The sequence below is a fragment of the Maribacter cobaltidurans genome (genome assembly GCF_002269385.1).
Classification (GTDB): Bacteria; Bacteroidota; Bacteroidia; order Flavobacteriales; family Flavobacteriaceae; genus Maribacter; species Maribacter cobaltidurans.
Map to the genome: position 1 here is coordinate 1895353 of NZ_CP022957.1, position 13152 is coordinate 1908504.

11 protein-coding genes are annotated in these 13152 nt (G+C 40.4%); 8 read left to right on the top strand and 3 right to left on the bottom strand.

From position 1 onward, the window contains the following. Positions 1–111: 111 nt before the first annotated feature. The gene (locus tag CJ263_RS08260; RefSeq protein WP_094996831.1) at positions 112–2346 is read right to left on the bottom strand and encodes a PorP/SprF family type IX secretion system membrane protein; all 2235 of its coding nucleotides are present in this window, start codon (positions 2344–2346) and stop codon (positions 112–114) included. An 8-nt stretch (positions 2347–2354) separates the two neighbouring features. Further along, entirely contained in the window at positions 2355–4601 is a 2247-nt protein-coding gene (locus tag CJ263_RS08265; RefSeq protein ID WP_094996832.1) for a T9SS type B sorting domain-containing protein, read from the bottom strand. Between the two features lie 221 nt (positions 4602–4822). On the opposite strand from CJ263_RS08265, the gene CJ263_RS08270 reads away from it, so the two are divergent. Then, positions 4823–6508, top strand: coding sequence for a glutamine--tRNA ligase/YqeY domain fusion protein (locus CJ263_RS08270; RefSeq protein ID WP_094996833.1), 1686 nt, complete (start codon positions 4823–4825; stop codon positions 6506–6508). 79 nt (positions 6509–6587) lie between these two features. Here CJ263_RS08270 and CJ263_RS08275 read toward each other — a convergent pair whose 3' ends face one another. Then, positions 6588–7523: an SPFH domain-containing protein gene (locus CJ263_RS08275; RefSeq protein ID WP_094996834.1), complete on the bottom strand. Its 936-nt coding sequence runs from the start codon at positions 7521–7523 to the stop codon at positions 6588–6590. Between the two features lie 305 nt (positions 7524–7828). On the opposite strand from CJ263_RS08275, the gene CJ263_RS08280 reads away from it, so the two are divergent. From CJ263_RS08280 to CJ263_RS08310, 7 genes are all read left to right on the top strand, one after another. Beyond that, a complete protein-coding gene (locus CJ263_RS08280; protein WP_094996835.1) occupies positions 7829–8326 on the top strand; it encodes a YybH family protein in 498 nt (165 codons plus the stop codon). Between the two features lie 31 nt (positions 8327–8357). Next, positions 8358–9320: a cupredoxin domain-containing protein gene (locus CJ263_RS08285; RefSeq protein WP_094996836.1), complete on the top strand. Its 963-nt coding sequence runs from the start codon at positions 8358–8360 to the stop codon at positions 9318–9320. Between the two features lie 18 nt (positions 9321–9338). Further along, positions 9339–10514: an amidohydrolase family protein gene (locus tag CJ263_RS08290; protein WP_094996837.1), complete on the top strand. Its 1176-nt coding sequence runs from the start codon at positions 9339–9341 to the stop codon at positions 10512–10514. A 1-nt stretch (position 10515) separates the two neighbouring features. After that, the gene (locus CJ263_RS08295; RefSeq protein WP_094996838.1) at positions 10516–10968 is read left to right on the top strand and encodes a hypothetical protein; all 453 of its coding nucleotides are present in this window, start codon (positions 10516–10518) and stop codon (positions 10966–10968) included. A 41-nt stretch (positions 10969–11009) separates the two neighbouring features. Next, the gene (locus CJ263_RS08300) at positions 11010–11498 is read left to right on the top strand and encodes a DUF4440 domain-containing protein (protein ID WP_094996839.1); all 489 of its coding nucleotides are present in this window, start codon (positions 11010–11012) and stop codon (positions 11496–11498) included. Positions 11499–11683: 185 nt separating this feature from the next. After that, positions 11684–12319: a DUF1801 domain-containing protein gene (locus tag CJ263_RS08305; protein WP_094996840.1), complete on the top strand. Its 636-nt coding sequence runs from the start codon at positions 11684–11686 to the stop codon at positions 12317–12319. Between the two features lie 39 nt (positions 12320–12358). Then, on the top strand, positions 12359–13096 hold the full coding sequence (locus tag CJ263_RS08310; RefSeq protein ID WP_094996841.1) for a sulfite exporter TauE/SafE family protein: 738 nt from the start codon (positions 12359–12361) through the stop codon (positions 13094–13096). Positions 13097–13152: the final 56 nt, after the last annotated feature.

A 13152-nucleotide genomic window follows, 5' to 3' on the forward strand; every position in this document is an offset into this window, starting at 1 on the left:
TCAAAAGTAATAACACTATTGATGGTGATAGATAGAGTTGATGCCTATAAACAAAAAAGGACCAAGCGAAAATAGTTTCCTTGGTCCTTTTTTTTAATTATTTCTTACTTACTAAGCCACCTGTCCGGGTGCTACCCTCATTATCCACATTTTTTCATCATAGGCATCGTTCAGCTTGGAGTAATAGGAAATCAAAGCATTCGTCCAAGAATCATGCTTTTTTAGATATACATACCTCCAATTATTTTCAGGATTGATGAAGTAACTTGCACTAAGTCCATAGGAGTTCAATAGTGCCACAAATCTATTGGCGTTTCTGGGGTTGGCAAATACATTGGCAATTATATAATATCCAGAACCGATTCCTTCAATTTCATAATTTCTAGGCTCCGTACTATTTGCCGCCACCTTATCCTGTTCCACCACATTTTTTCGAAGTACTCCTGTATCGTATTTAGATGATTTTTCTTTAAGCTTATTTACATTGTTTGCATAGGCTTCGTTGGTGTACCTATTCTCTACGTTCATAATCCATGTTGTTCCTTCGTATGCACCATTAAAATTTGTGTCATGAGCGGCCACAGCTTCCTCCCAAGTATCATATCTATCTAGATAGACATATTTTAATCCGTTGTTAGGGTTATCTATGTAATTTGCGTTGATGCCTTTAGCATCCAAAGTGTTTAAGAAGTTATCCATGTACTGACCTCCCTTATATACGTTGGCCACTACATAATAGCCATCCCTTACGTTAGGTAAATCCTTAAACTTTCTGCTTTTCACCCTATCCTGAACCACAGGCTCATTCTGTTCCCTTTTTACCGTTTTTCTTGCGGGAGGAGTATAAACTATAACATCCTTTTGAGACGCTTCCCTAACCAATTCTTTTTTAGGCTCTCTTGCTTGAGGATTTTCATTGGAAGCAACTTCCACTTCCTCCTTTTTCCAATTACTCTCAACTTCTGAGGGCCTATCATTCTGGTTACTTTTCTCAATTACATTGGATGGATTTGTAACAGACGATGCTATAGCATCTTTTTGAATAATATTTCGTTCGGTATTTTTTGTTTCCTTACCAATATCCTTGTTGGTATTTTGCGCCGATGCCAATGCTACATCAGTTTCATTCCCCTTAAATATTTCTTCCGCTCTTTTTTCCAGATCCGGACGGTCACCATTGGTCTCGTTGCGAACCATACGCATGACCATATTGAATCTACGTTCCAAATCTGCCTGCCTGTTGGATTCCAAGGAGTCTTGTCTAAACATAAGCTCCTCAATGATGGCATCGTTTTCAGCCAACTTCCGTTTAAGCTCCTCTATCTCTTCATTGGTCGCGATGTTCTCCGGCTCTATATCATTCGTGACTAAATCATCAAGGTTGTCATCCTCTAACATGACCCTGTCTTCCGTAAGATTTGGCGTAAAGGAGTAAGCAAAAGATATTTCATGGGTAAGTCCAAAATTGTCAAAGTTGTTGGAGAGTCCTTTTTCCATGGTATACCCTAAGGAAATCCTTCGGTTTAGGTTAAAACCAACTCCTGCAGCCGCTCCATAAAAACTATCATATCCCCCTTGGATCCAACCAATTTTAGGAAGGTCCAAGATTAAACTACCTCCCAAGGTTACATTATCCTCTTCCCCATCCATACGGACTCTTGCCAAAGGCATCAAACGTCCAGCCTCCAAAATACCCGATGTATTTTTAAACTGATGGGTATATTGTAAATGTCCGGAATATGTCTTTTCACTAAAATCCGTTAAGGACTTACTGGTCTTTAAATTATAATCAAATAGATTTTCGGCAAAGGCACCTATGTCAAAATTACCGTAAGAAAGGTTAAACCCTGGTTGAAAGGACAAAAGATTTTGGTCCTGGAATCCTGCCAAAAAGGGATCTTGTTCCACCGTTGTAGCCCTACCTTCGTCGAAACCACTATTATAGTAAGAGAGGTTCGCCCCAAATGTAAAATTACTCTTGTCGCTCAATTTCACACCATAAGCATAATTGGCTAAAACCCCATAGTTGCTCAATGCACCCAAACGCTGCGTATACAAACTCAATCCCAATCCCGTACGGTCACTGATTCGCCCACTATAACTTAAAAAGTAATTTTGGTTGTTATCATCAAATTGTACCGATTGGTTTCTGTGTAGTAAATTGATGTACGATTTGTCTTCCCTAACCGTAGAAAAGGTTGGGTTAATCAAGAATCTATTATATTTCAATAAATTCTGGGAAGGTACTTCATACCCAAAATAAGGATTGTCTTCCTGCGCCTGGGCCCTGTTGAACCCAAGTGCAAGAAGTACAATTAATAGTAGTATACGTGTTTTAGGTAGCATGTTTGGTTTTAGCGTATTACGGTGATCGTGCCTTGTTTCAGCACCTCTTTGGCGTTGCGGATCTTATAATAGAACACCATGTTTTGCTTGGTAAAAGCAGTTGAGGTCTGAGGCCAATTATTTTTATATTCGAACTCGTTAAGCACTTCTTCACCCTGTCCATTGTAAATAATTACATTTATATCCGTCCTATTGGAATATGAATTGGGTATTATCCATTGGTCATTGATTCCATCCCCGTTTACGGTAATGACATTCGGTACTTTGAACGTATCCAATATAGAAACCTCAAATTGCTTCACGATATCACAATTATCAATGCTGGCAATTAGCGTATAGGTTCCAGGCTCTGTAATAGAAGCACTATCGGAAGAACTTATCTCTATATTGTTGGCATCCATCCATCGGTATGCAGTTCCTCCCAAAGCACTAATGGTTCTCGTCGTTCCTTCAGGAATCACAAGATTTCCGGATGGTTCAAGAGTAATTAGGTTTTCATCCAATGGAGAAATGACAATCTCATTGGAAATCAGTTGACACCCGTCCCTGTTCAAAACCAATCGGTATGTTCCTGTGGCGCTAACATTCAAATCCATATCAGAGGAACTTATTGTATTACCATCCAATTGCCACTCATAGGTTTCGGTGGACAAATCCAATGATGAACTTAATGTAACCATGTCACTGGAACTACAATAGACCGTACCGGTACTATTAATTGTAACTGTATCTCCGGTCAATAATTGTACGGACATTACATTGGAAGTGGCGTTGTACGAATCAATATTTGCATTTAAACGGTAATTTCCGTTCTCCATATTGGAAGCAAGGCTAATGGAGTTTCCTGTTTGGCCTGCAATATCAGCCCCATCCTTTTGCCATTGATAGGCAAAGGAATTGATTAGGTTGGTGGTTACATCTGTTTTGGTTCCGTCCGAAGCAACCGCATTAATGCTCTCTACTTGCAGCACCGTACTTGTGGAAACACAGGAAGTATAATTATCCGCATAATCTAGAATTACTTCGAAAGAAGCTGGGGTAACTACCACTGTAGTTTCAGAATTTTTACTTGAACTTCCACAGGATCCACCCGTCTCGGTTATTTGAGCATAATAACTACCAACTTCTGTTACACTTAAGGTGTTACTTGTTTCCCCTGCAATCTCTGCCCCGTTCTTATACCATTTATAAGTTGGGGAACTGGCATCCGTACTTACGGACAAGGTTTGGGGTTGTGATGGAAGGACTACAATATTGGCTGGATTGTCCCTGGTTACCGTAAAAGAACCGGGGTTGCTCATAGTTATTGGCGCCGAACGCTCCGTACATATTCCCGTAGCGGAAATTTCAACGGCATAATCACCTTCAAAACCAACTACTCCCCCATCAACCGTAAACGTGGTACCAATCGCCCCTGCGATGGCAACATCGTTCTTATACCATTGGTAGCTCCATGATGGGTCTGTTTGATCTATGGACAGTATTTCACTATCCGTGGGACAAAGAATGGTCTGGCTCGGCGGATTAATGGCAATACCTGTACCGGTGCCGCCTATGGTTACATCCACAATATTGGAATCCGTATTTCCCGAACCCGTACAATTAGGACCATAATCTATATAAGCATTGTACATGCCGCTTTGGGTCACGTTCAGGGTATGCCCAGTTTCGCCATTTAAGAGCGTACCGCTCCTAAACCAAATATACTGATAGGTTTCTGGGTTGGGAATATTATCCACTTGTAATGTAATGGGTCCCGTAGCACAAACGCTTCCTGGTGGCACCCCATCTCCAAGTTCACTAATGTTCAGGTTGTTGGTAATATCCATGTAATACATGTTGTAGGCAGGGGATTCCGTTCCAAGCTTTACGGGATCCGTACTCCTTACGCGCATCTTGTAGCCAAGGCCCCGTGTGTCGTCAGGGACGGAAAAGCTTACGTCAAAGTCGTTTATAGTATTTTTATCCGATATGGTAGCCAATTCCGTTGGTGAGGAAAAACTGCCGTTGGCATCTGAAAGCTCTAGGATAAATTGATTTCCTGCATTTGCAGTTCCTGCCCAAGTAATATTTACAAAATATTCATTGAAGCCGCTGCTACCCGCACATATGTATGGCCAAGGAGAGTCCCCCCCCAAATTTGGATTGTCCACAGGTTCCGGCGCATTGATAACAATGGCCTGTGCAGAAAGCCGTAGGAAGCCTAAAAGCACAATTATGGCGGTCAAGTAGTAAGATTTGTAATTGTTTTTCATAGTGATGTGTGTTTTGCGCCCCAAATGATAGTGATATTGTAGGTCATTCACCTTAAACCTTTGGTACTCAAAACAAATATGAAACTAATAACGTGCTTAGGGAATTTATTGTTGTGGGCCGAATCAAAATTGTTGTGAAACGCATTTTGTACAAGGTGAACCTATTTTAATCCTATGTTATAAAGCAATTTTGCTACTTTTGTAGCTTGAAAAATCATGACATGAGCGAGACAACTAAGTCTTTGAATTTTATTGAACAAATTATTGAGAAAGATCTTGAAAATGGTTACTCAAAGAGTGACTTACGTTTTAGGTTCCCACCCGAGCCCAATGGCTATCTGCACATAGGACATGCCAGCTCAATTTGTCTGAATTTTGGTTTAGGGCTGCGTTACAAATCCCCTGTTAATCTGAGGTTTGACGACACCAACCCGGCAAAAGAGGAGCAGGAATTTGTAGATGCCATCAAAAAAGATATTTCTTGGTTGGGTTTTCAGTGGGATACCGAACGGTATGCTTCCGATTATTTCCAACAATTATATGATTGGGCCGTTCAGTTGATCAAAGATGGTAAAGCCTATGTGGATAGCCAATCTTCGGAAGCTATGGCAGACCAAAAGGGAACTCCAACGGAGCCTGGCGTGAATAGTCCTTATAGAGACCGGTCCGTTGAGGAAAATTTATCCCTTTTTGAAGGAATGAAAAAAGGCGAATTTGATGAAGGTGCCCATGTACTTAGGGCAAAAATAGATATGGCCCATACCAACATGTTAATGCGGGACCCTATAATGTATCGGGTGCTACATAGAGCGCACCACAGAACAAATACCAATTGGTGTATTTACCCTATGTATGATTGGACACATGGGGAAAGTGATTATATAGAACAAGTTTCCCATTCTCTTTGTACGCTGGAATTCCTACCTCACCGAGAATTGTATGATTGGTTTTTAGATCAAGTGTACGACCCTAAGAAATTAAGGCCTAAACAGCGTGAGTTTGCCCGTAGGAATCTGAGCCATACCGTTGTGAGCAAGCGTAAATTAGCACAACTGGTTGAACAAAAAATCGTCAATGGGTGGGACGACCCAAGAATGCCCACCATTTCAGGGATGCGAAGAAGGGGGTATACCCCGGAATCCATTCGGAATTTTGCGGATACTATCGGAATTGCTAAAAGAGACAACCTAATCGATGTTTCCCTATTGGAGTTTCACGTACGTGAGGACCTCAACAAAACCACACCAAGGGTTATGGGTGTTCTGAACCCGCTAAAGGTTGTGATTACCAATTATCCCGAAGGTCAGGAAGAATGGCTTGAAGCTGAAAACAGTCCGGAAGATGAATCCTTAGGGTCTAGAGAAGTGCCTTTTTCCAAGGAATTATATATAGAGAAAGAGGATTTTAAGGAAGAGGCAAATAAAAAGTTCTTCCGTCTAAAATTAGGGGGTGAAGTGCGATTAAAGAATGGGTATATCATTAAAGCGGAAAGCTGCTCAAAAGATACCGATGGGAATATTATAGAGGTTCAATGTACCTATGACCCCAAAAGTAAGAGTGGTAGTGGAACCCTTGAGAGTTTGCGCAGGGTAAAGGGGACTTTGCACTGGGTTTCCATAAAACATGCGGTACCTGCAGAAATTCGCTTATACGATAGACTTTTTACCCACGAGAGCCCGGACACACAAAAGGATAAAGATTTCATGGATTTTGTAAACCCTAATTCTTTAGAAGTAATTACTGGGTTCGTGGAACCGAGTTTAAAGGATTCCAAGGCAGAGGACCGCTTTCAATTTCAACGTATGGGGTATTTCTGCGTAGACAAGGATTCATCAGACGAAAATCTTGTTTTCAACAAAACCGTGGGGCTTCGAGATTCTTGGGCAAAGATTCAGCAGAAGAATTAAAGCTTTTGCTTTTTAACAAGATATAAAAGAGCCCCAAACAATTTGTTTGGGGCTCTTTTTCAGTTTTGCAACAACAACTCTATTTTTTATCTTCGGACTTTTTCCCGTTAGTTTTCTTCATTTGTTCTCCAATCATATTACTGGCCGTAAAGGAAGCCACCATATTGTTCAACATATCACTGCCTGCCTGTGGAGAGTTTGGCAATAGAATCAAATTGGTATTGGTTTCCTCCCCTATACTTTGTAAGGTATCATAGTGTTGGGTCACGACGATCAAGGCGGAAGCCTCCTGAGAATTGATTCCTACCTTATTCAATACCTCGACGGATTCTTCCAAACCTCGGGCAATCTCACGGCGCTGATCTGCGATACCCTGACCTTGCAAACGCTTGCTCTCCGCTTCGGCCTTGGCTTTTTCCACAATAAGAATACGTGCCGCATCACCTTCGAACTGGGCCGCTATTTTTTCTCTCTCCGAGGCGTTGATACGGTTCATAGCCGCTTTTACCTGGGCATCTGGGTCAATATCAGTTACCAAAGTTTTAATGATATCAAAACCGTAGTCTAACATGGCGTCGTTCAGTTCTGCTTTAACGGCAAGGGCAATATCATCCTTTTTTACAAAGACATCGTCCAATTTCATTTTGGGCACTTCGGCACGAACCACATCAAATACATAGGAAGTAATCTGTTCATGCGGATAATCCAACTTGTAAAAGGCATCATACACTTTTTCCCGAATAACGCGGTATTGGACAGATACTTTGAGCCTTACAAAAACATCGTCTAAAGTTTTGGTCTCTATTATTACGTCCAATTGTTGGATCTTTAAGCTTAACCTTCCGGCTATTCGTTGAACAAAAGGTATTTTAAACTGTAAGCCAGATTGTCTTATACTACTGAACCTACCAAAGGTTTCTATGATAGCAGCGGTTTGTTGCTTTACGATGAACACAAAGGACAATAACAAGAGTCCCAAAATAATTACAATTGGTATTAAGATGAAATTTCCCATAATCGTTGTTTTAAGTTAATGATTGAATGTACAAAATTGTAGGTTCTTATAGGTCGTATTTATCTTCTATTTGTTACAAATCTCTTCAAATGATGGAAGGCATGAATTTCTGTTCACTAACGTAAAAATTAAGCTTATGACCAAAAAATACCAATTATTATTATTTTACAAGGGCTTCTTTATCTGCTGTTTATACATTAACTTATACTGTCGATACAGTTATTTTACCTAAAAACGCCCCTGTTTTGTATTTTCTGTAAGCGATAATTTTCAAGTGCATAAATCAAAACCAACCCTTATACCTCATGAAATCAAATTACTTCTCCAAAACTTTATTCGCTTTAATCCTTATCCCTTCTATTACGGGCAGTTGTAATGAAAAACAGCCCGAGCAAGCTTCGGTTAAGAAAACCTCAGATGCAGAACTTAACGCCCTTATAAAAAAGCAGGTGGACAGTCTATACGCCGTTTACTCTAGATTTGATTATGACTGGATAAATTTTTATGAAGACCCTTATACCTTTATTTATCCGGATACCCCTATAAATGTGAACAGAACTGATTCACTCAGACAGAACTGGAAAGGAATCTATGAAAAGTACGAAGTTAAATTGCTAGACCGGGGAGAGCCGACCATCATAACCTCAGAGGACATGGCCATTTCCTACAATAGCTTTAATGAAATCTTCATTAACAAGCAAACTAGGGATACCACCAAAAGTGTGGGAACTTACATTATTGCATGGCGTAGGCAGCCGGACGATTCTTGGAAGATAGCTTTTGAAACACTGCATAATAATTGATTCGGTCAATACCAACTAAAAACTAAAACACATGAAAAATCAAATTAAAATACAGAACAGTAAGCTGGTGCTAATGGCATTTGCCTTGGTTCTCATATCGTTGCAAGCCTGTAAAGAAGAAAAGAAAAAACCTGTTGAAGAAACACCTGAAAAAAAGGAGATAATTTCCGTCATCGATATCGTTACAGAAAACATGGAGTTTCAGGCTCCCGACACCATCCCTTCCGGATGGGTCACTTGGAAATATCACAATGAATCCCCGCAGCCCCATTTTATACTTATAGATGACCCTATTGACAGTATAACCGTTGAAGATTTTGAAAATGAGCTATTGCCTCCTTTTGGAGAAGGGATTACCCTTTTATATGAAGGAAAAAATGAAGAGGCCTTTGCCGCCTTTGGCAAAATACCCGAATGGTATGGCGGTACCGTTTGGCCCGGCGGGGTTGGATTGATATCCGGAGGACATACCGCACAAACCACTATGAATTTAGCTCCAGGGTATTATATCATGGAATGTTACGTAAAAATGCCGAACGGTATGTTCCACACCAACATGGGAATGTATAAGGTGCTGGTGGTATCCGATGAGGTTTCCCCATTATCGAAGCCCAATGCCGATATAAGCGTTTCGGTTTCAGGCGAAACCGGTATTTCATTTGAGTCTCCCACAGGTGCTGGAGCATTCACCTTTTCGGTACACTATCTGGACCAAAAGAAACATGAGCATTTTCAAGGGCACGATGTAAATTTGGTAAAAATAGCCAACGGCGCAGACATAAAAAAGCTTGAAACTTGGATGAATTGGCTGAATCTTGATGGTCTCATAGATCCGGTTCCTGAGGGATTTACCTTTTTAGGGGGCGTAAACGATATGCCGGCCGGAAAAACCGGGTATTTTACGGCGACATTGGAACCCGGGAACTATGCCCTGATTTCTGAAGTGCCCGAGGCTTCTTCCAAAAATATGCTTAAGGTTTTTGAGGTAAAATAGAAAACAAAACACTTTTATATGAATAGGGTTATATTCAACATAATTCTCTTTTTAATCACCATATCTTGTTCAAGTCCAAAAAAATATGATTTGGTCATTGAAAACATCGGGCTTTTCGATGGGGAAAAAGATCATGGCCGGGTAAATCTGGCCATAAATGCCGATACTATTGCCCTAATCGCTTTAGGAGATATTGAGGGGGATTCGGTAATCGATGGAACGGGAAAATATATCATTCCGGGCTTAGTGAATGCCCATGTCCATGCTTCTTCAGAGGAACATCTCAAGACCGGCTATCCCCTGGGAATTCTATACTTGTTAAATATGCACACAGGGCAAGAGGACCGTGAAAAAGACTGGAAAGAATTAGCCAAAGACTCCCTTGGGTATTCCGTTCTATATGGTTCCGGCCATGCGGCTACGGTTCCTGGGGGGCATCCTACCCAGTTCAGCCCAAATATGGAAACTATCAATGATTCAACAAATATAGAAGACTGGGTAGACCATCGCATTGCAAACGGTGCGGACTATATAAAGCTCATTCATGTCACCCGAGGTTTTATGGAAGAGCCTACACCTCCGTCCTTAAATTATAATCAGATAGGTGAACTCATCGAATATAGTCATCAGAGGGGTTATAAGGTAGTCATTCATGCGACCAGTATTGATGAAATGGTGGAAATTGCTAAATACAAACCAGACGGCTTTGTTCATATGTTGGATTACAAGGATGAATATCCGGTTCCAGAAGGTTATTTTAAGGAAATTGAAAAAAGTGATGCTTTCATTGTTCCAACTGGCGGGATTTCACTTAAGCCAATGGACGGTTTACCACCCTTTATCATAGAATGGGTGTCTGAAAATGTACTGAACGCCGAGGAGAGGGCAGAAATCATTAGGAAATATCAGGAGTATGATATTCCTATTGTAGCTGGAACCGATGCGCAAGAGGGCCAGATGGATTTTGGAGCGGATTATTTTTTGGAATTGGAATTATACAAAAAAGCAGGGTTCTCAAACCTTGAAGTGCTTAGAACCACTACAGGAAATGCGGCAAAGGCATTTAACTTGCCCATCGGGGAAATAAGGGTAGGAAGCCAGGCAACTTTTCTTCTTCTCAATAAGAATCCATTAAATGACCTGTCAAATCTAAGAACCTTAGAGCAAGTCTGGAAAAACGGAAAAACACAATAAAATGAAGTATATAATACCCCTATGTATCATTCTTTTTGCCTCGAGTAGCAATAACGATTCCTTTACCAAAAATCAACAAGATGAATTTGAGCAGGTCGCAAAAAACTATCAAAAAATCTATATGGATGGAAATGCGAATTGCGATGAAATTTTAAGCCATTTGGACGAGAATATTATCATGTCCGAAGCTCAGTTTGGAGGTCCAAACCGGACCATAACTTACGATCAATTAAAAATGTTTTGTCCTCATCTACCACAAAAGGAGGTGATTGGTACCATAACAGAGCAACGTTTGCTTGCCACTGATTTGGGATACGATTATGTTAGCCAAATTTATCTGAGGAAGAGCGTTGGGGATACCGCCAGGGAAACCAGCGCTAGAATTTGGGAAAGAAAAAAAGGTGTTTGGAAGATTATACAAATGAACAATTCCTTGAGGAAAGAATGTAACTAAAGTCATTATACTAACGATTAAATACTCAATAAATCTATGCTATGAATAAAGCTTTAGCCCTATGTATTGGAGTCTTGTGGATTTCCTGTAATGAAAAAGAAAAAGCAACAAATGACGCTGAGCCTAAACAAGAAGTACGCACTATGGATGTTGCGGCTGAATTGGAAAAAATTGAAGCCATGAGGGATTCATTTGAAAAAACGGTAAGAGAGAAGCGGTATGGAGACCTAGGAAACTTTGTGACCAAAGACCTTGTTTCGATTGGCCCAGGAAGCGAAGACTGGATAGCCTACAGAAAACTTAGGGAACAACATGGTAATAAGTTTCGGTATGATAGCATCATCATGACCCCAAAAGAGACCGTAATCCTCTCTGACACCATGGCCTACGATTTTGGAGTAAGTAGAACGTACTATACGGACGAAAACGGAACCGTTCATGAAATGGGAGATTCCTTTTTGGTCCTTTTGAAGAAAGTGGATGGTCAATGGAAACTGTACAGAGAATTGGCATCTTCACTTGTTGAATAACATCCCTTCCCGATAATAAAAGCAACTGTTATATTCGTTTTGAGAGTCGGTAGTGTTAATAAAACAACACTGTTTTGTATTGCCCAAATTACTTCTGCTATAAGTGTTGGAGCTGAAAAAGCATTTAGGCAAATTAGCATTTTCTCTTTTTATATCTTGTGCCTTAATTCTCTAATACTGAACCTATGGGTGCTCGCGTAGATAAATATATCTCAAAACAAAAAAGTTGGTCTAGGGAAATTACCCATATCAGGAACTTATTACTTGATTGTGGATTGGAAGAAACTCTAAAATGGCGACAACCTTGTTATACTTTCAAAGGTAAAAACATACTAATTATTGGCTCTTTCAAAGATTTTTGTTGTCTTAGCTTTTTCAAGGGCGTACTTTTAAAGGATGCCGAAGGCATTCTAAAACAACAGGGGGAGAACACCCAATCCGCAAGAATCGTCCCCTTTACCAATATGAGCGAAATCATGCGGTTAAAACCTATAATTAAGGCCTATGTGTTCGAGGCTATTGAAATTGAAAAATCGGGGTTGAAAGTTGAATATCGTCAACCCAATGAAATGGGATTTCCAGAGGAATTGGAGCGGGCTTTCCAAAAAGATGCTGACTTCGAGTTTGCCTTTAAGAATCTAACGCCCGGAAGACAGAAGGGATATCTGCTTTTTATTTCTGGAGCAAAACAGTCGGCCACGAGGGTTTCAAGAATAGAAAAACACAGGTCTCGTATCATGGCAGGGAAAGGCATACATGATTGTGTCTGTGGCCATTCCCAAAAAATGCCTTCTTGCGACGGTTCCCATAAATATATTTGAGTAAATTGGTAGCTTTAGGGACCTCCTGATTCCAACGCCATGAACAAGCTCAACTATCTTTTCTTACTACTAGCCTTGGTGGCGGAAATAGTGGGTACCGTTGGAGGTTTTGGGTCTTCTGTGTTTTTTGTTCCTATTGGGAATTTTTTCTTTGATTTTCATTTTGTTCTAGGTCTTACCGCCCTTTTTCATCTATTTAGTAATGTGAGTAAAATCATGCTCTTTAAAAAGGGGCTGGACAAAAAACTGTTGATGAACATCGGTATACCGTCCGTTATATTTGTTGTTGTTGGTGGTTTTTTAACCAAGGTTATGGATAGCTTCTTTTTGGAAATAGCTCTTGCCTTGTTTTTGGTTTGTCTGAGTTTGCTGTTCCTTATAAAAAAGGACTTGGTTATCGATCCAAATAAAAAGAATGCCATAACCGGCGGGGTGTTATCCGGGTTCTCCGCCGGACTGCTGGGCACGGGAGGTGCCATTCGAGGCCTTACCATGGCGGCCTTCAATCTTGAAAAAAGTGTTTTTATCGCTACCTCTGCATTTATCGACTTCTTTATTGATTTTACCAGAACATTTGTCTACTTCAACAACGGATATATACATAAAGAACACCTGATTTATTTGCCCTTCTTATTGGTAATTGGCTTTTTGGGCACCTATTTGGGCAAACGCATTCTCAATTACATCCAACAAGATAAGTTTAAAAGAATTTCTCTAGTACTCATATTGCTTATCGGCCTTGTCACCCTAGTCAATGTTTATTATAAAATAGCCTAAATCGTATTTCTTTTCCATTGCCTTTTTAAGTCTCCATGTTATTTCTTGGTAAAACT

Bases quoted from the DNA above. Each gene is read 5' to 3' on its own strand.
- CJ263_RS08260 (WP_094996831.1), bottom strand. From the start codon at position 2,346: ATGCTACCTAAAACACGTATACTACTATTAATTGTACTTCTTGCACTT.
- CJ263_RS08265 (WP_094996832.1), bottom strand. From the start codon at position 4,601: ATGAAAAACAATTACAAATCTTACTACTTGACCGCCATAATTGTGCTT.
- CJ263_RS08270 (WP_094996833.1), top strand. From the start codon at position 4,823: ATGAGCGAGACAACTAAGTCTTTGAATTTTATTGAACAAATTATTGAG.
- CJ263_RS08275 (WP_094996834.1), bottom strand. From the start codon at position 7,523: ATGGGAAATTTCATCTTAATACCAATTGTAATTATTTTGGGACTCTTG.
- CJ263_RS08280 (WP_094996835.1), top strand. From the start codon at position 7,829: ATGAAATCAAATTACTTCTCCAAAACTTTATTCGCTTTAATCCTTATC.
- CJ263_RS08285 (WP_094996836.1), top strand. From the start codon at position 8,358: ATGAAAAATCAAATTAAAATACAGAACAGTAAGCTGGTGCTAATGGCA.
- CJ263_RS08290 (WP_094996837.1), top strand. From the start codon at position 9,339: ATGAATAGGGTTATATTCAACATAATTCTCTTTTTAATCACCATATCT.
- CJ263_RS08295 (WP_094996838.1), top strand. From the start codon at position 10,516: ATGAAGTATATAATACCCCTATGTATCATTCTTTTTGCCTCGAGTAGC.
- CJ263_RS08300 (WP_094996839.1), top strand. From the start codon at position 11,010: ATGAATAAAGCTTTAGCCCTATGTATTGGAGTCTTGTGGATTTCCTGT.
- CJ263_RS08305 (WP_094996840.1), top strand. From the start codon at position 11,684: ATGGGTGCTCGCGTAGATAAATATATCTCAAAACAAAAAAGTTGGTCT.
- CJ263_RS08310 (WP_094996841.1), top strand. From the start codon at position 12,359: ATGAACAAGCTCAACTATCTTTTCTTACTACTAGCCTTGGTGGCGGAA.